At 56.0% G+C, this 22,038-nt stretch carries 17 protein-coding genes and 1 other RNA gene; 6 read left to right on the top strand and 12 right to left on the bottom strand.

The window, feature by feature from the left end; translation table 11 throughout:
* Window positions 1-91: 91 nt before the first annotated feature.
* From ssrA to NB063_RS26110, 3 genes are all read left to right on the top strand, one after another.
* Window positions 92-465, top strand: a transfer-messenger RNA (tmRNA) gene (gene ssrA, locus NB063_RS26100).
* A 263-nt stretch (window positions 466-728) separates the two neighbouring features.
* Window positions 729-1,079 carry a VOC family protein gene (locus tag NB063_RS26105; protein ID WP_261367596.1) on the top strand — a complete coding sequence of 117 codons (351 nt, stop codon included), beginning with the start codon at window positions 729-731 and terminating at the stop codon, window positions 1,077-1,079.
* A 221-nt stretch (window positions 1,080-1,300) separates the two neighbouring features.
* Window positions 1,301-2,140, top strand: a complete 840-nt coding sequence (locus NB063_RS26110) for a PP2C family protein-serine/threonine phosphatase (protein WP_250931973.1) — start codon at window positions 1,301-1,303, stop codon at window positions 2,138-2,140.
* Between the two features lie 143 nt (window positions 2,141-2,283).
* On the opposite strand, the gene NB063_RS26115 is transcribed toward NB063_RS26110, so the two are convergent.
* On the bottom strand, window positions 2,284-3,267 hold the full coding sequence (locus NB063_RS26115; RefSeq protein ID WP_250931974.1) for a site-2 protease family protein: 984 nt from the start codon (window positions 3,265-3,267) through the stop codon (window positions 2,284-2,286).
* A 433-nt stretch (window positions 3,268-3,700) separates the two neighbouring features.
* On the opposite strand from NB063_RS26115, the gene NB063_RS26120 reads away from it, so the two are divergent.
* The 3 genes from NB063_RS26120 (at window position 3,701) to NB063_RS26130 (ending at window position 9,476) form a co-directional block, all read left to right on the top strand.
* The gene (locus tag NB063_RS26120) at window positions 3,701-4,486 is read left to right on the top strand and encodes a class I SAM-dependent methyltransferase (RefSeq protein WP_250931975.1); all 786 of its coding nucleotides are present in this window, start codon (window positions 3,701-3,703) and stop codon (window positions 4,484-4,486) included.
* A gap of 289 nt (window positions 4,487-4,775) precedes the next feature.
* Window positions 4,776-6,278, top strand: coding sequence for an efflux RND transporter periplasmic adaptor subunit (locus NB063_RS26125; protein WP_250931976.1), 1,503 nt, complete (start codon window positions 4,776-4,778; stop codon window positions 6,276-6,278).
* A gap of 87 nt (window positions 6,279-6,365) precedes the next feature.
* The gene (locus NB063_RS26130; RefSeq protein ID WP_250931977.1) at window positions 6,366-9,476 is read left to right on the top strand and encodes an efflux RND transporter permease subunit; all 3,111 of its coding nucleotides are present in this window, start codon (window positions 6,366-6,368) and stop codon (window positions 9,474-9,476) included.
* 441 nt (window positions 9,477-9,917) lie between these two features.
* On the opposite strand, the gene NB063_RS26135 is transcribed toward NB063_RS26130, so the two are convergent.
* From NB063_RS26135 to NB063_RS26185, 11 genes are all read right to left on the bottom strand, one after another.
* Window positions 9,918-11,330 carry a sigma-54-dependent transcriptional regulator gene (locus NB063_RS26135; protein WP_250931978.1) on the bottom strand — a complete coding sequence of 471 codons (1,413 nt, stop codon included), beginning with the start codon at window positions 11,328-11,330 and terminating at the stop codon, window positions 9,918-9,920.
* Complete coding sequence (locus NB063_RS26140; protein ID WP_250931979.1) at window positions 11,330-12,694, bottom strand: two-component system sensor histidine kinase NtrB; 1,365 nt, start codon at window positions 12,692-12,694, stop codon at window positions 11,330-11,332. Before NB063_RS26140 ends, NB063_RS26135 begins: the two co-directional genes overlap by 1 nt.
* A 427-nt stretch (window positions 12,695-13,121) precedes the next feature.
* The gene (locus NB063_RS26145) at window positions 13,122-14,213 is read right to left on the bottom strand and encodes a M56 family metallopeptidase (protein WP_250931981.1); all 1,092 of its coding nucleotides are present in this window, start codon (window positions 14,211-14,213) and stop codon (window positions 13,122-13,124) included.
* Window positions 14,213-14,596, bottom strand: a complete 384-nt coding sequence (locus NB063_RS26150; RefSeq protein ID WP_250931982.1) for a BlaI/MecI/CopY family transcriptional regulator — start codon at window positions 14,594-14,596, stop codon at window positions 14,213-14,215. The genes NB063_RS26145 and NB063_RS26150 overlap by 1 nt, the downstream gene beginning before the upstream one ends.
* Before the next feature lie 92 nt (window positions 14,597-14,688).
* Window positions 14,689-15,588 carry a DUF1559 domain-containing protein gene (locus NB063_RS26155; RefSeq protein ID WP_250931983.1) on the bottom strand — a complete coding sequence of 300 codons (900 nt, stop codon included), beginning with the start codon at window positions 15,586-15,588 and terminating at the stop codon, window positions 14,689-14,691.
* A 256-nt stretch (window positions 15,589-15,844) separates the two neighbouring features.
* A complete protein-coding gene (locus tag NB063_RS26160) occupies window positions 15,845-16,207 on the bottom strand; it encodes a hypothetical protein (RefSeq protein WP_250931984.1) in 363 nt (120 codons plus the stop codon).
* Window positions 16,208-16,457: 250 nt separating this feature from the next.
* Window positions 16,458-18,272 (bottom strand): potassium/proton antiporter, encoded by a 1,815-nt coding sequence (locus NB063_RS26165; protein ID WP_250931986.1) that lies wholly within the window; start codon window positions 18,270-18,272, stop codon window positions 16,458-16,460.
* A gap of 581 nt (window positions 18,273-18,853) precedes the next feature.
* Window positions 18,854-19,363: an LPS assembly lipoprotein LptE gene (gene lptE / locus NB063_RS26170; protein WP_407652726.1), complete on the bottom strand. Its 510-nt coding sequence runs from the start codon at window positions 19,361-19,363 to the stop codon at window positions 18,854-18,856.
* Between the two features lie 50 nt (window positions 19,364-19,413).
* A complete protein-coding gene (locus NB063_RS26175) occupies window positions 19,414-20,682 on the bottom strand; it encodes a tetratricopeptide repeat protein (RefSeq protein ID WP_250931989.1) in 1,269 nt (422 codons plus the stop codon).
* Between the two features lie 42 nt (window positions 20,683-20,724).
* Window positions 20,725-21,615, bottom strand: a complete 891-nt coding sequence (recO, locus tag NB063_RS26180; protein WP_250931991.1) for a DNA repair protein RecO — start codon at window positions 21,613-21,615, stop codon at window positions 20,725-20,727.
* On the bottom strand, window positions 21,612-21,968 hold the full coding sequence (locus NB063_RS26185) for a tetratricopeptide repeat protein (RefSeq protein WP_250931992.1): 357 nt from the start codon (window positions 21,966-21,968) through the stop codon (window positions 21,612-21,614). The genes recO and NB063_RS26185 overlap by 4 nt, the downstream gene beginning before the upstream one ends.
* Window positions 21,969-22,038: the final 70 nt, after the last annotated feature.

Raw genomic sequence — 22,038 nt, forward strand, 5'->3', positions numbered from 1 at the left:
TCCGCGAACCTTCCCCCACCAGCTTACGTCTGATAGAATACCCTGAGAGTACGAGCGGCGGTGAAACGCCGTTTGTGTTCTCCCAAGCAAAGGGGGCGACTTGGAATCGACCGGATGACAAGAAGCGAATACCTGCGTGTCGTGGTTGATCAGAAGGCCACGTAAAAATCTGATCAAAAATTTTAGTTGCAGAAGAAAACTTTGCACTCGCCGCCTAAGAACAGGTAGCGCGGACTGAGGGGGATCGCCAGAGTCGCCCGAATGTCCGTCACAATTCTGGATCGTCCGCCGTCCTACTCGAGACGCGGTGGATTAAAAAAGATTCGAGTTAGCCGATCGGGGAGCCTGTCAGGTAGCGCCTCGTGAAGCGAAATGCTCGCAAGAGCACAAATAGCTTGACTACACATGTAGACGGTGTCGTGGATGCATCGCGGGACGGGAGTTCAATCCTCCCCGCCTCCACTCTCAAGAGCCTGCTCTTCCCTGCGAAGAGCAGGCTTTTTTTGTGGCTTGCCGGCATCGGGTTCGTCTAATCTGGACCACCCGTTGACGTTCCGGCAGCTCTTGCAATTTGATCCCACAACCGCATTCGTGAAAGACTGCTGGAAATCGCGGAGTCAGCCAGTCGATTGCTTCACAGCATCCCCCAGAGAAAAATGTCTCAATCTGGGTCGTGGCGGACAGCGACTCAATTGAAAAACAGATCGAATCGGGACGGGACACGACGTATGAAGATCTCTGCAGTTACGTTGCCGACAAATTGCATGTCAGACTCAGTGCGATTTTACCAACGGTCGGGATTCGAACTTCAACGTGGTGGCGCCCACGCTTCGTTCAGCACGTTTCGCGTCGGTGAACAACATATCAATCTCAGGTTGGTCAATCGTGAGACGCCAACTCAAAATGAGTCGCTTGTCATCTTTTTCGTCGATGATGTCGATGCCAAGTATCAATCGTTCCTGGACGCCGGTTTGATGCCTGACTTCGAACCGCGAGACGCCCCCTGGGGCGAACGATACTTTCACATTTGTGATCCCTACGGGAATACACTCAGTTTCGCCCGTCCGATTGCGAGCTAGCAAAACTCTCGTTCGCGAGTGTCCCCCCAACTGTCAATTGAATCGCGTTTCGCGATTTGGGACGTCGACACGAAGACTCGCCCCGGTCTGCTCCATGTTGCTAGGCTGCTGGCCCCCCACCGACTTCTTCTGGCTCTCGTGTCGGACGGTAACTTTGGCATACGGAGTGCATGCGGTAGCAAACACATTTGCGTGATTACTTAACGCTCCAGGATGCAAGTATGTCCACAGGTCTTAAACCAACCTCCTTTGCCGCGACCGACATCGGGGTGACACGAGACACCAATGAAGATCGTTTCTTATGCGATGATTCGTTGAAGCTGTACGTCGTCGCGGACGGGATGGGTGGTCATGCCTGCGGTGACATCGCCGCAGAATTGGCGGTCGATGCGGTGGCCGAATTTGTTCGCTCGGGTGAAAAAATGCTGGCCAGTTCCATCGACCCGAAGGACGACGTTGCCTTCCGCACGGAATTGGTCGAAGCGGCCGTCGAACACGCCGCAGCGGCGGTTCATCATGCTCGCAACAATCAACCGGGGTGCGAAGACATGGGAACGACACTGACCCTGCTGCTACTCGTCGATCAAGACGCCTTCATCGCGCATATCGGCGACAGCCGAGCGTATCGGATTCGCAAGGGCCAGGTGGAACGTCTTACCAACGATCACACGCTACAAGCAACGTTAGTTGCCGACGGCGTCGCCCCTGAAACGATCAGCGACCGCTACGGTCACATGCTTGTCCGTTCGATCGGCGGCGACCCGAGCCCTAAAGTCGACGTGCGTGTCGAAACACTACGCACCGGCGATCGGTTCCTCTTATGCACCGATGGACTGAGCAACCAATTCACCGATGAAGAACTCGCGGTGATGGTCGATGAGGAGCAAACCTTGGAAACGATCGTCGAAAATTTAATCTACGTCGGCAAACTGCTGGGAGGACGCGACAATCTCACCGCAGTATTGGTCGAAACCAAATCGCAAGCCACTCCCGAGTCGCCCTGCCCGCTCGTAGACCACGTCGCCCAATGGTTCCATCGTGCAATCCATATGATGGATTGATTCATCGAGCGTCGAATGACGAACAGCATACGGTTTCGATATCGATGCGGCGGTCCCGTAGAAATTGGCCGGGTCGCTCGAGCACGACAAATGTAGCGGCGTTCTTTAGCCACCGCGACGAATCACTATCCGATGAGCTTCATTCAGGCTGCCGTCCCCGGGTGCACCTCGCGATACGGCAACAGGCGGCTGATCAACAACCGCTCAAGCGGGATCGATCCCAGACCGTTTTGGACAACTGTTTGCAAGTCATGCGTCCGCACGATCGCGACCGCTTCGCCATGACGTGAGACAAGAAACTCGTCCTCCAACACACCTGACAACTGACCCAACGCATTGCCCGCGTCCCACTGGTCACTGATCACCGGCAACGGGCTCGCGGGTATGGCGCCGATCACGTTCCCTCTCGCATCCAGCAGTGTCGCCTTGCTGGACCTTGCAACCCGCTCGGCTCCCGCAGTTTGCATCGCGAGTTCCGCACTGCCGGCTAAGAACACGAATCCGGCGACGAGGACGAGGATCAAGTTCCCCGTCATGATGCCGAGAAAACCTAATGCGACGGCTGCGACCCGGCCTACTCCGACGGCAACTCGTGTGGCTTTTGAATAAGGCAACGCCATCGCGAGGATCGCACGCAGAACACGCCCGCCATCCATCGGGAATGCCGGAATCATGTTGAACACCACCAACGCTCCATTGACCCAGGCGAGATCGAAAAGGAAATCCGCGACCGCAATCGGAAGCACCGAAGATCCGCCCAAAATGGTTAGGCCGACAACCAAGAGCGTTGCAATCACGACGTTAACCGCCGGCCCCGCCACCGCGATCGCGAGTTCTTGTCGGGGGTTTCTCGGCATGCGTTCCAGGCTGGCAACCCCGCCGATAGGCAGCAGCGTGATGTCGCGAGTGTGAATTCCGTAATGACGTGCGGTGAGAGCGTGGCCGTATTCGTGGAGCACGACACATGCGAAAATAGCGAGCACGAACAAGACTGCCACGACGGCAGCGAGAGTACCGCTACCGGCAGCCATCTGTGAAAAATAGATCCAGATAGGCAAAAGTAAAAACGTCCAGTGAATTCGCACGTCAATGCCGGCGAATCGTCCCAAATGCCACGAGTTATTCATCTACAAAGCCTTCCTAATACGAGTAGTGAAAGACCTCCAGTGCACTGCACGTGCCAATTGCGATTCGCCTGGATTTTGAAACGAGCCTTGATGGAGGCATCACCGCGACATTATTGGGACCGGCCCAGCACCTGAACGAGGGAGTCGCTTGCGAGTTCGACCCGAAATCCCAACCGCAGACAATCGTTATCAATCAACTTGCCGGTTTGGAATTGGCGCGGTCCAGTTAGTGCTTTGTCAGCGTTAAAATTCCGTGTGGAACCGGACGATTTGCGACGTTCCGCTAAGACTTTTAGGCGTACGACACGAACCCTCCGGTGCAGGCAACGCCGAGTTCAGGTTGGAAGAAGCATTAGGAACCGAGTGGGATCCGTTTTCATCAATGGATCACCCAAGTCTGACTACCACGCGTCAACTCATACGAGAATTTCGGATGAATCACCAAGAGATACTGGCCCACAATCGTGATGCATGGAACAGGAACGTCGAAGACGGCGATCGATGGACGAGTCCAGTGAGTACCGAAACGATTGCAAAAGCTCGCTTGGGTGATTTCCGCATTGTTTTGACGCCTACCAAACCGGTTCCCGCAAATTGGTTCCCTCGGCTTAAGCAGACGAAAACTCTCTGTCTTGCATCTGGCGGAGGACAGCAGGCTCCGATTCTGGCAGCGGCAGGGGCGATCGTCACCGTGCTGGACAATTCGCCCCGACAACTGGATCAAGACCGTTTTGTTGCCAGTCGAGACAAACTCGAACTGCAGTTTATCGAAGGCGACATGGCGGACCTCTCTCGATTCCCCAGCGAATCGTTCGACATGATCTTTCACCCATGCTCGAATTCGTTTGTGCGACGGGTTCGACCGGTCTGGCAAGAGTGCTTTCGGGTGTTGCGAACCGGTGGCGTGTTGATGGCGGGGTTCACCAACGCGGTGCGATACATTTTCGACGATGAGCGGAAAGAGAATGGGAATCTCGAAGTTTGCTATTCGCTGCCCTATTCAGACTGCGATCATCTGGAGGAACCTCACATCCAGGCGTCAATCAAAGCAGGCAAACCACTCGAGTTTGGCCACACACTGACCGATCAAATCGGTGGACAATTGGAGGCTGGTTTTATGTTGAACGGGTTCTATGAAGACCGGTTCGCGTCTACCGATCAAGATCCGCTGTCGCGGTTTCTCGATACGTTTATCGCAACCCGTGCGATCAAGCCGTGATCCAAACTCGCGCGATCGAATTACCGACATCGGGCAAATGCGCTCATCAGCCCGGCGTGTACAGAAGGACGCCAGTACAAAGAATTCGTTTTGCCGGACGTGCCATCTGTGGACAGAATCTGTCCATCGTAGTGGTGAATGTCTTTCTCTTCGGAAGCTGTATTGATATCGCGCTGCGTCATCGAATCCGTTAAACACGGCAAAAACCTAGTCGTGGGGTGAACGGTACGGATCGTGCATTTGCAGTCTGGAGACCCAAGGACGACTCCCCTTTGCACAACGGCCCGAGATGAGCATCAAGACCACCGCCCCTGCCGAAGCCGATCACGTGAAGCCAGGGGTGATGCAGTCGTTAACCCGATTCGGCCCTACGCTCTTTGTCCTGGCCGTGATGGGAGTCGGGTGGTTGGCGGTGCATGAAATCAATACCAGCGGTGTTTCGGATGAAGAGCCCGCAGAAGCGGAGGCTTCCTCACCGAATGTGATCGTATTGCCCGCAGGAAAATTGAATGCAGCCAAGCTTGTGTCCATGCCCGCGGGGATTCATCCAGTCAAACACGTCCATACGATTCCCGGACGTATTCGCTACGACGAAACCAAACACGTCGACGTGAAAGCGCCGATGGATGGAATTTTGGCAGAAGTCTTGATCACACCGGGCGAAGACGTCGAGTGCGGCCAGTTGATCGCCGTGCTGCGCAGCACCGAGATAGGGCGAGCACGTGCCGAAATCCTGAAACGTCAGAAACAACTCGAGATCGCCCAACAGGTTTTGCAACGTGAAGTCACTCTCGCGAGAAACATGAGTGATCTATCTGTGAGGTTGGACGAAGGACAACCGGTCGAGGTGATCGAGGAAGCCTTCCGCGGCCTTTCGCTGGGACGCTATCGACAGGACATCTTGTCCGCCTACGGTAAAAAGCAACTGGCTGCGGAATTGCTCGACAAGATCCAACCTCTCGCTGATTCGGGTTCGGTATCAGGGCGAACGATTCGGGAGCGTCAGGCGGAACGCCAGTTAGCGGAAACTGAGTTTCGGACCGCTCGTGATCAAGCAACCTATGAGGTCAACCAAGCCTTGATGATTGCGGAGGGTGACGTGGCGGAGGCGAATCGGCAACTCGATCTTGCCTGGCAGGCTGTCGAATCGTTGCTCGGATACAAGGAAGACCGATCGTCGGTAGTTTTGAACGACGTCGAGTCGTTGTCGCGTCTCGAGGTTCGCGCACCTCTCTCCGGTACGGTCGAATCACGTGCGTTTGCCAACAACGAGCGAGTCTCTCGAGGCGATTCGCTGATTGTGCTCGCCGACACCAAATCGCTGTACGTCGCGGCCAACATACGCGAGAGCGATTGGTCGGCCGTGTCTCTCGCCGAAGGAACGCCGGTGAGCGTGATGATCCCTGCGTTGAATGACCGTGTCTTTGAAGCACGCATTCGCTACTTCGGTCGCGAGGTGCAAGCCGATACCAATTCGGTACCGCTGATTGCCACGATTCAAAACAACGAGCATCTTCTGCGGCCGGGGATGTTCGTGCGGGTCACGATTCCGATCGGAGAGAGTCGAGAAGCACTTTCGGTGAAACCCGAATCGGTTGTCCAACACGAGAATCAGTCGTTTGTCTTTGTGACCACGGACGATCGTGCGTTCCAGCGAGTGGATGTTTCAACGGGCCAAGCTTCCGACGATTGGGTGGAAGTGACCGAGGGACTGCGTCCCGGTCAACTCGTCGTGACCGAAGGTGCTTTCCTGCTGAAGTCGGAGTTGTTGCTGCAAGGCGAGGGCGACTAACGAGGGCGATCGCTCTGCGATCCGATTTCAGCCGCTATTTGCAATGTTCGAACGCCCCCGCGTTCGGTCGCTCCCTCGATTAACAACATGCTCACAAAACTCATTGAATTTTCGGTCGTTAACCGCGGCCTCGTCATCATCCTGACGCTGTTGATGGCCGGTGCCGGCGTCTACTCGGCACTCAAATTGCCAATCGACGCGGTGCCGGATATGACGAACGTCCAGGTCCAAGTCGTCACCGATGCTGGTTCGTTGTCACCGGTCGAGGTGGAACGGTACGTAACCTATCCGGTCGAGAACACGATGGGCGGTTTGCCTGACGTGGAGGAACTCCGCAGCGTTTCCAAGTTTGGCATTTCCGTCGTCACGATCGTTTTCGAGGAAGGCACCGATATCTATCGCGCCCGTCAACTCGTGGCAGAGCGATTGCCGGACGCCGCCGCGGTCATTCCGCCGGGATACGGAACTCCGACGGTCGGTCCGCTAACAACAGCTCTCGGTGAGATCCTGCAGTTCGAAGTTCGTAGCGAACGGCACTCGCCGATGGAGCTGCGGACGATCTTGGAATGGGATATCTCGCCGCGTTTGCGTGAAGTCGCCGGGGTGACGGAAATCAACACCCACGGAGGCTACTACAAGACGTTCGAGGTGCAGCCGGATCCAGATCGGATGACGAGTTATGGCATTCCGATGGATCTGCTGTTTTCGCGTTTGCAAAATAACAACAACACGTCAGGCGGCGGGTACGTCATCCACCACGGCGAGCAACGGTTCATCCGAGGCGTTTCGCTATTGAAGTGCGCCGCCGACATCGAATCGGTGGTGATCCGTCGTGAACCCGATGGCAATCCGATTTTGGTACGTGATATCGCCACAGTCAGCATCCAACCGATGACCCGCCAAGGTGCCGTGACACGAGATGGCCGGGGCGAAATCGTCACGGGGTTGGTGATGATGCTGATCGGCGAGAATTCACGCGAAGTCGTCACTGCGGCGAAGCAACGTTTGAAGCAAATCGAAGCGACGTTGCCCGATGGCGTGCGATTGGAAGTCACCTATGACCGTGCGGCACTGATCGGTCGCACGCTCAAAACCGTGCTGACCAACCTGACCGAAGGCGGCATGCTCGTCATCATCGTGCTGTTGTTCATGCTCGGAAACCTACGTGCCGGGATCATTGTCGCCTTGGCGATCCCGCTGTCGATGTTGTTCGCGACCAATGTGATGCTAGCCGGAGGTGTGACCGCCAGTTTGATGAGCCTCGGCGCGATCGACTTCGGTTTGATCGTCGACAGTAGCGTCATCATGGTCGAAAACTGCATTCGCAAACTGTCGCACGACAATGGCGAATCGAAACACGAAGACATCATTCGCGATGCGGCCGTCGAGGTTCGCAAGCCGACCATGTTCGGCGAATTGATCATCGCAGTCGTCTTTTTGCCGATTTTGCTGCTAGAGGGAACCGAAGGCAAATTATTCCGTCCGATGGCATTGACGGTGCTATTTGCGTTGGGCGGGTCGATGATCCTATCGTTGACGTTCATGCCCGCGATGGCATCAATCTTCTTGCCGAAGAAAATGCGAGAGGATGAAGTTTTTCTCGTCCGCATCGTCAAATGGATCTATGAACCGATCGTGACCCGAGCAATCAGGCACCCGGTCGTGACCATCGCCACAACACTCACGCTGTTTTCGGTGAGCTTGCCGATGGGGCGTCATCTTGGGGCCGAGTTCATGCCGCGATTGGAAGAAGGCGATCTGTTGGTCGAAGCCTTGCGACTCCCCAGCGCGACGCTGGAGGGTTCGGTCACGATGTCGACGCAGATCGAGAACATTCTGAAGAAGTACCCCGAAGTGAAAACGGTGTTTTCAAAGACCGGCCGTCCCGAAATTGCAAACGACGTGATGGGCGTTCATCAAACCGATGTGTGGGTATTGTTGAATCCGGTCGCCGATTGGCCAACGCCGAAGACCAGAAATGAACTCATCAACGAGATGTCGGAGGAACTGAACGCAAACGTTCCAGGCGTCGCGTTCGGTTTCACCCAACCGATCGAGATGCGAGTGGACGAGTTGGTCGCGGGAGTGAAAGCCGACGTAGCGGTATTGCTCTATGGCGATGCCCTGGAGGTATTGGCGAGCAAGGGCAAGGAGATCGAAGCGGCCTTGAAGGCAATCGACGGGGCCGTCGATGTGAAAGCGGACTATCAAGCGAACTTGTCGACGTTAACGCTCGAGACGAAACCGGAGGCGCTGGCTCAATATGGAATCGACGCGCAAGTCGTGTTGGACGTCGTGTCTTCGCTCGGAGGACATCAAGTGGGGCAGATTTTCGAGGGACGGGCACGCTATCCGATTCTGGTCCGTGTGCCGCAACAATGGCGCGAAAATCTGTCGCTGCTCGAACAGGTCCCCGTGACGGATTCCAACGGCAATGCCGTTCCACTGAAAGAACTGACAGAGATCCGCCTCGAGGAAACCCCGCCAACGATCGAACATGAAGGAAACCGTCGTCGCACGTTCATCTCCGCGAATGTCCGCGGCCGAGATGTCGCGACGTTTGTTACCGAAGCACAACGTGTTATCCCTGCGAAAGTTGACATCCCGGCAGGCTATGAAATTCGCTGGGGTGGCGATTTTGAAAACCTGCAATCAGCCAGCCGTCGACTCGCAATCATCACACCGATCGTGCTCATCGTGATCATGCTGTTATTGCACACGAGTCTGGGATCATTGCGGCTCGCGTTCCTGATCTTCTTGGCCGTGCCGATGGCCGCGTCGGGTGGTGTGATCGCACTGTATGTTCGTGAGATGCCGTTCAGCATCTCCGCCGGGGTGGGCTTCATCGCCTTGTTCGGTGTAGCCGTGCTCAATGGTTTGGTGTGGGTCAGCGCGGCCGAACATCTTCGTGCGACCGGCATACCTCTTGGGGACGTCGCACATGAAACGGCATTGGTCCGTTTGCGGCCCGTGCTGATGACGGCGTTGGTCGCCAGCCTCGGATTCCTGCCGATGGCGATGTCGACCAGCGACGGTGCCGAGATGCAGCGTCCCTTGGCGACGGTCGTGATCGGCGGATTGATCACCTCCACGCTGCTGACATCGCTCTTCGTACCAACGGTTTATCCCTGGTTCGCGAGTGGACTCAAACCGATCAAACTCACGCACCACGGTGAACCAGAACCCACGCTGCACTAATGCTTGATCCGCATTGAAAAATAGCGGTGAACCCCGACGGCTGGCGTTATCTCGCGATAGGGCGGAAGAGATCCGGTTCAGGTCCGCCACAAGTGCAGTTTAGACGAAGCTCTCACTGGACAGCGACACCTCTCACGTAGCTCGGTCTCGGGGACGGTGATTGTTCTAGTACTTTTTATATCGGAACGGCGCGAGCCGTCCGGTCCCGAGTTACCGGACGGCTCGCGTCGTTCCGCTACATTTGAAATCCCGCAGTAATTAAATCGATGTCCCGAGGGACCGAGCTACGTGAGAGACGAAAGCTTCAATACGTGTGCTAAAAAGCGGCATTGTCAAGACGAAAGCATTTTGGAACAGGAGTAGGTTCTTGATACGTCGCTGCGTTCGCCAGAACCTGGTCCACCGACTGGCGACGGTGGCTACAGCGCTAATATCAATGCACTAGGCGTAGTCGGTGGCGTCGATGCCGAGTGATTTAAGCTTGCTGCGAAGCGTGACACGAGAGATGCCTAGCAACGTGGCGGCTTTGAGTTGATTCCCGGCGGTATGCCGGAGGACTTGCCGAAACAATTGCCCTTCCACTTTGGCGATCGCCTCGGCGTGCAGATTGTCGGTGCCTCTTTCGAGCCTGTCGGCGATGAACGAGCGGCTCAACAACTCGTCCCCGCTATCGCTGTCAAAAAGTTTGGTGTCCGCTTCGGCGAGAGGCGGCACAAATTCCGGCAGCAGCACGTTTCCACGTGCGACGAGCAACGATTGCTTCATCACACTCTCAAGCTCACGCACGTTGCCGGGCCAATGATAGCGTTGCAAGACTTCGAGCGTTCCGGGAGCCAATCCACGGATATCTTTTCCGAACTCTTCGCTGTATTTGCGAAGGAAGTATTCGGCTAAGACCCTCAGATCATCATCCCGCTCTCGCAGTGGCGGGAGATGGATGGTCACGACGCTCAGCCGGAAGTACAGGTCTGATCGAAACAGCCCTTCGGTGACCAATCGTTTCAAATCGTGATTAGTTGCCGCAATGATTCGTGCGTCAACTTTGATCGGCGTATTTCCGCCCACCCGCTCGAACGTTTGATCTTGCAGCACGCGCAGCAACTTGCCCTGCGTCATCGGGGACATATCGCCGACTTCGTCCAAGAACAACGTACCGTTATCGGCTTGCTCCAATTTTCCGATACGTTGCCGATGGGCGTCGGTGAAGGCACCTTTTTCATGGCCAAAGATTTCACTTTCGAGGAGTGCGTCCGGGATCGCGGCACAGTTGATCGCCTGGAACGGACCGTTCGCGCGGCCGCTATGATGATAGATCGCTTGTGCGACGACCTCCTTGCCGGTGCCACTTTCTCCTTGCAAGAGTACGGTCAGATTTTGCGATGCCACACGCCCGATCGCCTTGTAGACCTCCTTCATCGCGTTGCAGCGACCGACGATCGCATCGGCTACGGTATCTTCTTCATCGGCAAGTACCGGTTGAACACGTATCATGCGGCTGAGATTGAACGCTTTGTCGAGCAACGTCCGGATTTCGGCCAGTTCGAGCGGCTTGAACAAATAGTCGTATGCGCCGAGTTTCGTCGCTTCGATGGCTGATTCAACGGTGCCGTGCCCGGTGATAAAAATAACCGGAACACGCGAGTCGATTTCCCGCAGGCGTTTGAAACAATCGAGCCCGGAAGCATCGGGAAGGCTGAGATCGATCACGACGACATCCGGTTTGGCTTCCGTAAAGGTCGCTTCGCCGGTCGCGGCATCTTTCGCCGTCAGCACCGTTGTCGAGTCGCTCGTGAAGGCTCGTTCGAACGCTTTGAGAATGGGGACTTCATCATCAATGACTAGAAGCGTTTGCATTATTGTTCCATCGTGGGAGTCGCCAGCGTTCGCTTAGCGGCGTCCGAATGAGAAGTGGATGGATATTCGTTTGCCATACTTGGTTGAGTGGGCCGTTTAGCGAGGGGGAGCATCAGCTCAAATTTGGCCCCGCCGGTCATTCGATTCACGCCCGTCAGTTTGCCTTGGTGAGCCTCCGCGATTCGGCGACAAATGCCCAATCCTAAACCCACGCCGCCGGCCTTGGTCGTCACGAACGGGGTGAACAACCTTCCCAATACGCTCTCGCAAATTCCGCTGCCGTCATCGCAGACTGAAATCACCACGTCTGCTTCCCGTTGGGCGATCGCAATGGAAAGCTCGCCTCCGTCTGGCATCGCATCGAGTGCGTTAAGAGCCAAATTTAAGAACAGCTGCTGGATCTGGGCTGCGTCACCGTTAACACAGATAGCTTGATCAGGCACGTCCATCTTCAGTGTCACCTTCTGTTTGACGCATCGACCTTCGATCAGTTGAATTGTTCGACGAAGAGCATCCTGAATCGCAAAGTCTTTGAACTCACTCGTTTCGGGACGGGCGTAATCGAGCAGGCTATTGACGGAACGTTCCATCCGTCGGATTTCTTGTTCGACTAATTGCAGATCGTCCGTTGGCAATCCTTCGTCAGCGAATTTGGTGCGATTGACTTGGATCAGCATCTTGATTGAAGTCAGCGGGTTACGAATTTCGTGAGCGACGCCGGTTGCGAGTTGGGCAAGCGTTGCCATCTGCTGGGCCCGCAACGCCTCCGTCTGTCGTGCCATGTTGATGCGTTCTCGTTCGGCGTGTTCGGCTTGGGTTAAATCACGCACGATGGCGATACGAGTGGACCCGCTAGCTGACGGGTACTCGCTGACTGACACTTGAGCAGGAAATGATTCGCCGTCGATACGCTGAGCGTCGAGTCTAAAGTCCGAAGGCAATTCATCAATCGCTGCTGGAATGCTCGGAATCAACGATCGTATCGAAAGCTCCATCAAAGCTTCAGCGTCAACGCCAAACAATTCCGTCGCGGCACGATTACACGACAAAATTTGGCCCTGCGGATCGAACGTCAAAATGCTCTCGCCGGCATTGGCGACAATGGTTTCACTGCGTTCGTGTTCTTGGATCGCGATTCGCCGCAGCGGCCCGATAATCACCATCCACAAGACGGGGGCGCACACCAACGTCAACAAGACGGCATCAACGACCGCTTCGAAGGCGTAGCTGAGTTCGCCCGGCATGAGGTATGGCAAGGCCAGCATCACTGCGACTTCGCCGGCGAAAAACAACGTCAGCACCAAACCCAAAATCCGCATTGGAGAACGCAGGATCGTTGTCAGGGCCAAGATTCGATTGGGCATAAGCAGGAATTGATGCAGACGCGGAAATGGGCTCCCTGGCGGATGCCCGGTTCGCGGTAGGGCATGATTGTCTCGAGGCCGAATCGTCCTCCCGCATTTGTAGTTTAACACTGGCTCGGCCATTTGGAGTCCCGTCGCGCATCGGGGTAAGAACCATCGCAAAATCGATGGTCCCCTCGTGGCTACGGCAAGCAAGAGTTGTGCCACGTCCGTATTGTGCCGTTTCGCCCCGAATGTGGTGCGGACAGATACACCGGTGGATAGATACTATCCATCAGGTGGCAAGATCATTTCCGCGAACGGGTACCGCGGAGGTTCCCATTGCCCGTTGACGACACGACGAGCGTAGCAGGAAATCGTTAACACTCGACGTCCAAACCAACGATGCGTCATTCGGCCTCAGTTGCCGCGTCTCGAGAGTTGCGTGTCAGTCGCTGTCGGACATCCATTCATGAACATGCACCCGATTTTCGAACGCTTCGAAATCTCGCACGTGGACGTCAAACGCATTATGCAACGCGCGTGCGGTCCACGATGGCCAGGGTGACCAATCGCTTCGATTCGATGCCATCACATTGGTCGGCAACCAAACCTGTTGCACCAACGCGACCACCACGACGAGGCAAATGGTCGCGAGGATGGGCCGACGCGATTTGGCTTTTCTTGGTTTTTGCGCCAACTCGACCAAGCGGTCACATCGCTTGACGAGGGTGCTCTTCCGATTGCCAAACGCCAGCGTTCCGCGGGGAACGTTCGTGCACGATGCGCTGCCGCAACGTTCGGAAACTTTGGCGAGCGTCCGTAAGTACGCACCAAATTTGCCGCATGCCGTTGCCGCCACCTCGTCACACAAGAACTCACGGGTCAATTCCGCGTCTCGTGCCGCGATCCAAACGGCAGGATGAAACCAAAACACCGTCGAGCAAACGCCCTGCAAAAAATGCTGCATCGGATGCTGCGTCCGAAGATGCTCAATCTCGTGCAGCAAAACATGCCTGAGCGTCGTGTCGTCTTCCGACATCAAAGTCTCCGGAATCACGATCGTCGGACGATGCAACTGCCAGCAAAAAGGTCCTTGGATATCGGATGATGTCAGCACACACAGGTGGGGATTGGACGGAAGCTGCAAACGAGCAAGCAACTCCTCTTGATCGATGGATTCGCAACGATGATTCAAGAAGCGAACTAATTGGCCGCATAAGATCGCTTTGCGGGCCAGCGAGAGAGCAGCTCCAATCGCCCAAACCGTGAGCAGTCCGATGGCGAGTCGGCCTTGCCAAGTAACGAACGCAACCGTGACCTCCCGCGGACCGAGATCAGGAAAATGAAACAGGCGTCGGTGTGGCAGCAAGACTCCGGCAGCAATCATCGCGATGATCGAAACAAAGCAGCACGTCCACAAGCGACTTGCCGAGCGAACGTTGCCGACCCATCGTTGAAGGCCAACACACACCGCAACGACGATGGCGGTTTGGACACAGAGCGTCGATGCGACTTCGAACAAGAGGGAGGTATTCATTACGAATCGCCGAGTTTCGCGGCGGCCTGTTTAACCGCGTCGATGTCTTCCGGAGAAACCGCTTCGGACTGCAGCAGGCTGAGAACGAGTGATCTCGCGGAGCCGCCGAACAGTTGGTCTGTCAGTGACTTCAGCATTCCTTCACGCACTTGATCGCGACTGACTCGGGCCGTGTAGGTAAAGGCTCGACCGATTTTCTTGCCGCGACGGATGACTTTCTTGTCTTCGAGAATTTTCATCGTCGTCATCACTGTCGTGTACGCCAGATCGCGGTCGATCGCACCGACGACGTCGTTAACCGTGACGGGTTCGCGGTCCCAGACCACGTCCATCACTTCGGCTTCACATTTGGTCAATTCAACGAGTTTTTTGGATCGTGGCATATTCGAGAAAGAGATGACGGAACGCGGAGAGATGAATTGGAAGGGTGAATCGGATCGGTGAGGAGACGTTGCCCGCTCGCTCAATCGTACCATTAGTTTTCTCGTAGTTTGGCCCAATGGTGATATTCCCAGGGGCTGACATCTTCGTTGACGAAAGTCACGTGGCCATCACCCCACAGGAAATTCGCACCCCCGGGATGTCGACTGGAGTGATCGCATTCGTCCGCCAGCGGATTGTTGATACCTTCGAGTGCCGAGCCGACCAGACGGGCGGCGGCATCTTCACCCGCGAGCATGACGCCCAACCAAGTCGAAGGAACTTGCGCCATCGTCCGTTCGCCAACGATGATTGTGTTTGAGAGCCCACGCTGGAAGTCGCGAAATCGTACCGCTCGATTTTCCAAAAACGCTCCGTCACCGATTTGCGCGGGGATCGTATCATCCGCTTCGAGCGTACCGAACATCCCGACATAGTTCGCCGTCGGCAATTGGAGCAACGCGGTCGGTTCCGGCGAGACACTTTGTGCCATTGCTGCGCGACCGAGATTATCATCCTCCTCGTCTTCGCTACCTTCGAATAACGTGAACATCGGCTCGGTAATGTCCGACGGGCAAAGCATCATCGCAAGGCTGGTCGTGCGAGCGATGTCGTGACGCGAATGATTGACGGTCAACGTAACATCAATTTGGCTGGCCAATGCATTTTCTTCAATGTATGGCAGCAGAGCGACGGCCCAACCGTAGGCGGATGTCTTGCTTTTGTCGAACGTCCATCCGGGAGGTAACTGCCGTTTCGCCGAATGGTGGTTGTGGAGGGCCATCCCCAATTCACGCAGATGGTCTGTGCACTGCACGCGACGCGCGGCTTCACGAGCCGTACCAAGTGCCGGCAAGATCAACGCTAGCAGGATGCCGATCATGGACACCGTCACGAGCAGTTCAAGCACCGTGAATCCGTGGCGTTTGTTCACGAGTTCGCGTTTAGCGTTCACCGACCATCCTGTTCGTAGAGAGTTCACATCAGTGTGATGCGAGTCAAGATACGAAGGACTTAGTTTTTTGGCAAGGTCAGTCGACGACCGTAAAACCATCGTTTTAGGCTGCCCTAACTACGCAATCCACCGTAGTTGGGTCTGGATCTGCCAACAATCGAGACTTCGCGGCAGAGCCAAACGCAACCCGAGGCGATAAATCGCCACAAAGACGACACGATGAAACGCCGCCTACGAAAATCGCGACTCACCGCGTCTACTTTCCGCGACGTTTGGTCGGCTTCAGTTTCTTCCAGACCTTTTTGCCGCAACGGTGGTCCAAAAGAACGAGCTGCCGACGTCTCGTGTCGATGGTCACAACGTCGCCGCGGCAGTTCTTTACATACACAAACGGCAGGCAGACCTCGAGCACCTTCAGGGGCACACCAGCGTTCGATGGCATGTACCGGAACTGCACCGGTTCGTCCGGAGCAAGCGAGATCGGCGAGCAACTCCACATGAAGGAAGGTAGCTCGACCATCTCATGGAAGACGGTGACAAAATCACCGCGTGTGATGTCCTCACCAGCAATGCGGGCAGCGACGGTGGTGTCATACCCACGTTGGGATGCAACTTTCATAACAACTCTATGGAACAAAAAACAGGAAGCGTGTTTCAAAGCAATGAGACAGCGGGAGCGACAAATCGCTCCCACCAGCAATTACGAATTGATTTGATAAAACACACGCATCGTTCGTTCTCAGATTGAAAGTGAAGCCGGTGCAAGCAGAGAGAGAGGCACCGGCGGTGACATTCGCCTATGCCACTTAGACATCTCGTGAGCCGAGATGTTCGCAGGCAAATGTTTCTTTTTCACACCCCGCATCGAGCTATGCGGAGTCGTCAGCTTCGGATGGAGACGACGAGTCGGTCGTCTCGATAGCGACTGCCGCTTCTGTGGTAGAAGCGTGTTCCGGGGCGGGAGCGGGTTGCGGCAGGATGGTCATGCCAAGATTCTCGATCGTCCCGTCTTCCGCGATCTCTCGCACGTGAAAAGCGACTTGGTCAAAACTGACTTCCGCACCAGGCTTGACGTCCGCTTCCTTCAATCGCCCAAGGATCAGTTCACTGAGCGTCTCGTCGGCATCACGGCCGAGTTGCAGACCATAACATTGCTCGAGGTCACTCACCCGGATACTGCCACGCAGTGGAAACTCCATTTGATGAGGTAAACTCACGACTGTGCTGTCATGACTCGCAAAGAGCCGATCGACCATCGCCCGCACTTGCGGACGCAGCACCACGATCACGTGATCACCGTTGTGGATGCGTGTCCGACCTTGTGGCAGGATCGTTTGCTCCTCACGCACAATCAACGCGATCACGACGCCTTCGGGGATCGCGAGATCACGGATCAGGCAACCTTCCGCTTTGCAACCTTTGTCGACGAAATAGTCGACGATGTCACCATCGACGTTTCGTAGTGAGCTGATCTCAAGGGTGACCGGAGGCGGTCGTCGACTCGGTATATCCACTTTCAAATAGCGAGCCACCGCGGGAAGCGTCCAACCTTGGACGAGGGCGGAGACCAAGACGACGAAAAATACCGTGTCGAAAATCACTTCCGCCGCCGGCATTCCGGCCAGCATCGGGAACGTCGCCAAGGTGATCGGGACGGCTCCCTTGAGCCCCACCCATGAAAGGAACGTCAGTTCTCGGGCGGAGAAACGAAACGCCCAACCGCACAGGAAGACGGCGATCGGCCGCGCGACGAAAAAAAGGACCATGGATATTAAAAGTGCCGGGATCGCGACTGCGAACAGGCGGCTCGGAAACGAGAGGATGCCCAACGCGGTAAACATCAGGATTTGGCAGATCCAGGCAAGCGCGTCGTGGAAGAGCAAGATGCCGCGGTGGAAGACCGGCCGCCGGTTCCCGATCACAATTCCCGTCAGGTAGACGGCCAAAAATCCGCTGCCACCAAACGCTGCCGCGAATCCGAATGAAAACAGCCCCAAACCCGTCGCCATCACCGGATACAGACCGGCCGCGTGGAGCTGGATGTGATTGAGCATCCACGATCCCGCCCACCCGACGAGCAAACCGACAATCGTTCCGACCACAATTTGGTTTAAGAACAAAACCAACAAACCGGCGCCGATCGGCACCGCCCCCGTCAACACTTGGATCAGCCCGACGGTCAAAAAGATCGCCATCGGATCGTTCGATCCGCTCTCCACTTCCAGCGTATTGGCCAATCGCGGACGGATATTCACGCCACCTCCTCGCAGCACCGCGAACACGACCGACGCGTCCGTCGATCCGACAATGCTCCCCAGGAGCAAGCCTTGCATCAGCGAAAGTCCGAGGATCCACGACGCTGCCAATCCCGTCACCACCGCAGTGATGAAAACGCCAAGCGTGGCTAGCAAACTGGCGGGCTTCCAAGCCGACCGAATCGAGTGGTACGGCGTCCGGACCCCGCCATCAAAAAGGATGAGGCACAACGCGACGGTCCCGATCCCGTACGCGATCGAGTAGTTTTCGAACTCGATGCCGCCGATGCCTTCGGATCCCGCAAGCATCCCGATCACCAAGAACACGAACAAAACGGGCACACCCATCCGTGCTGAAAACTTGTTCGAGGCGATCCCGAGTAAAAGCAACGTGCCGGTAATCAGGATCAGTGTTTCAATACTTAGCATCGGCAGATCACCTCGCAAACGAACGCTAACCTTCTTCGCTCAAAATAGAGCGACTCGGTCAAAAAACAACACGTCTCAAACTGCGCGAATTCCATGTCACGCACCGGACACCGGTGAACAAAACCAAACTTCCATGTGTGGTTCGCCGCTGTCAGCGAACTTGGGATCCGATGGATTCCGTTCCAAGCAAGAGTTAATCAGGTCTGCTTCGTTACGTTCCGCTGCTCCCGTTTGCCACCCGAACTGATTCACCGCTCAGGGATTCAACCACTCGCTGTTGTAGGCAACTGACGCATCAATTCACAACGGGTCGTGCCCTGATGGGTGCTCAAGTGTGGTTGTCGTTCCACACGGTCACGCCTAGCCAAGTAACTTGCGCACTAGACACAGAGCGACTCGCGGTTCAATGCATTGACCGCGGGAATGTCAGCGGGACGATGCTCGGGTTCTTTTGTCCGAGCTTCATCGGCGAGATCAACGTCGCCGGAATCGGATGTGTTCGAAAAAGTTGAACTCGATCAACAGTCTCAATACAAACAGAAATAGCACCGAGCCAAAATCGCGACTGTGCCAAACGCGTGCTACCAGCGTATTTCCATCTGGCTGACGATGCGTCCTGCGAGATCTTCGATCGCTTGTTGCATCGCCATGTCAACGCTTTGGCCCGCCTCGGGGACAAACCGCTCGTCTTGGCTGAACAGGATCGTCAGGTCGTCGGTCGGCACCACCGAGTTATTGAGCAGTAACCGCCCGGCACGGTCAGACCACGACGCACGGACTTGAATCGCCGCATCGAGGGCCCGAGGGTAGTCGGCGTCGGTTTCCGTAAGGACGCGTTTGGTTTCCCCGATGATTTCGCACTTCAACGTCGTGTCGGCAAACGGATCCGCGGTCACTTTATACGGCGTTCGCAATTCGATTTCGCGAATCAACGCTTCGGTCAGACGCAGCCCCAAGTCGTGGCGGAAGGTCGCGTCGCGGACCACGGGGACGTGGACGGTTTGGATACCGGGCGGAAACAAAGCTGCGTTCCCGAACTGGTACGGCGCACAACCGACGACGACCGTGAGAACAAGCAACACGATCGCGATCGATCTCGAACCCCATTTTGCAGTCGCCAAGTGAGCAATCTCTATGAGGTTCACCGGAGCATCGTTCCATTGTCGTCACCGGACTGCGATTCGAACTTGGTCACCAAGGGTGGTGAACGGCGAGAATCGGGGAACACGGCCTTGAGCCAGCCCAATCGTTGCTGTGGAATGGGCGGGCGAGTGGTTGTTTTTTCGAGACGTTCACGAGCCTTGTCGGCGATCGGCGTGCTCGGATAGTCGTCGAGGATTTTTTGGTAGTACTCCGAGGCGGCGCGGTTCTCGCCTTTCTTCTCTCGGTATTGTGCCCGAGCGTACAAGTGTTCGCTGCGGCGGTAGGCCACTTCGGCGGACGCCCGAGCGATCATGTCGGCGGTTTCTTGCTCTCGCATCTTGTCAGGAAAACGTTGGCGAGTCTGGTTGACCAGTTTTTCGGCCTCCTCGAGCATCAATCCGCTGTATTGCGGGCCTGCGTAGACCTCGAGTTTCGCCCGGATGCCCAACAAATGAGCGACGAAGAAGTGTTCGCTGTCGGGGAATGTTTCGCGAAGGTCGGTGAGGAACTCATCGGCCATCTCGTAATTGCCTTGACGAATGTATTCTGCAGCCGCGGCCATTGTCGCGTCGTCAGCCAATCGTCCGGTCGGATCGTCGTAACGGATTTGGTCGAGCACGCGGATCGCGTGCCCATCCACGTCGAGCCGTGGCCGGGTCGGATCGAACAAATTGATCGACCACCAGCTACGCGTGTTTGCTTTTTCGGTGTCGATCCAATACTGCGTGATCTCAAACAGACGGGCGGCTACCCGGTCGTTGTGACGGTTGCGGGGATATTCTTTTTGTAGTTTTTGATAAACGTCCGTCGCCGCCACCAGTTTATCTGCAAAGAACAGACTTTCCGCTTGCATGAACATGGCGTCTTGCGAGAGCGCGGAACCTGGCTCGGCATCAGCGGCGCGAGCAAAGAGTTTTGCAGCCCGGGCGAATTCGGCTTTCTCGAGCCCCTCGGCTTCACCGTCACGGGCAACCGTTTTGACTTCGTTCGCGGCAGCTCGAAAGATCCCGTCTGCTTCCTGATACAAATCACGAGCCTTCGCCGCATCGGGCTGTTCACGCCCGGTGATAAATCGGCCGAATCGATCGGCGGTCTTTTGGGTGGACTCCCACAACGAGTCGTCACTCTCTTGGGCGTGCATTGAGGACAACGACACCACCGCAAGCAGCCCGGTTAAACATACGGTGAGGATTCGAACGCCGGTCCTCGGAGCTGGAATGCTGAGAAACGTCGCGGTCGTCGCTGGGATGTTATTGGGGTCAGGCATCGATGTTCCATCATCATTGTCGAGTCGTCAGCACGCGTGTTCCTACCGCCCGCGAATCGACGCTGGGAGGAAGGCTTGCATTCGGAGAGATCGACCGAGCAAGGTTTGCATATACCGACTGATTAAACCACGCAGTTCGGGATACGAAGTTTCGCTCACCCGTGGCAACAGCGAACCAAGCGGAAAAACCGTTTCTTTCTCAATCGGTCGGCCCGTAGAATCGCTGTTATCACTTTCATCGGCAGAGTGCCCGAGAGGCTGTAGCAAACCATCGAGACATTCGAGAGTCGCTGTCGAAACCAAAACGAGAGACGATTGTCGGACTCGGCAAGTTTCACAGACGACGCCTCCACCATCGAGCGAGAACGCGATCTTTGGTTTTCTCCGCGATCGGCGATGACTTGCCGCACCGGAGGACGGATCGAATGCGTCGAGTTTCACGCCGCAAACCGTACAGGCTCGCGTCGCCGGTGCGTGTCCGAGCAAACGCAGACATTGACAATCGTATGCCAACAACGTTTCGGCGATCGGTCCGTCACCATCGATCAGCCCCAAGGTCGCCAGGGTCAAATCGAACAGTTCTTCGTGCTTCTCATCATCGTCGAGCCACCACCTGAGCGTTTCGGCGACATAGTATCCCGCATAAGTTCGGGCCAAAGATCGTTCACCCGCTCGAAATCGTCTCCGAAGCTTGGATTCCGTCAGCAAATCGAGCGTGTCACCGGCCTTCGCGATCAGCGTGATCCGACATACAGACAGCAGGTCCAAAGAACCTTCGAACGGCCCCTTGAGCCGCCGGGCACCTTTGGCGAGCGCCGAAATGCGTCCTAGATCGCGAGTCAGCAACGTGACCACGAGACTCGTCTCGCTGAATTCGACCAGTCGTATAACGATGGCGGTGGTCGAATGATGGTGAGAGGCGGTTGTTTTCAAAGATCGTCGTCTTCGTCCACACCGTTGTCGGCTGATTCGCCCCGGCTGCCCAGCGACGCCAGCAATTCGCTCATCTCCGCCGCCGCGTGTGAATTGCCTTGCCGGCGGGCTTCGTCGATCCCATCCCGCAACATCGTGCGGGCTTCGTTGATTCGCCCCAATTCGACGAGTTGTTGTCCGGCCATGAAAAAGGCGGGCACGTACGGCTCGGAGTCACGCGTTAGCTCGCCCAATTTCTCCAAACTCTTCTCGTGGTTTCCTTCGCTACGGTGTTCCATCGCCAGCGAATAACGCAGGAACGTGTCGGTGGGATCGTCCAGGAGCATCGCTTCGATTTTTTCGCGTCGAGACATTTGGCGTTCGAGGGAAGGCGTGATTTTGAAAAGTCAAACGGGCAGCGGGCTGTCGAGATCGGCGAGAACG

Source organism: Aporhodopirellula aestuarii (genome assembly GCF_023701485.1).
Lineage (GTDB): Bacteria > Planctomycetota > Planctomycetia > Pirellulales > Pirellulaceae > Rhodopirellula > Rhodopirellula aestuarii.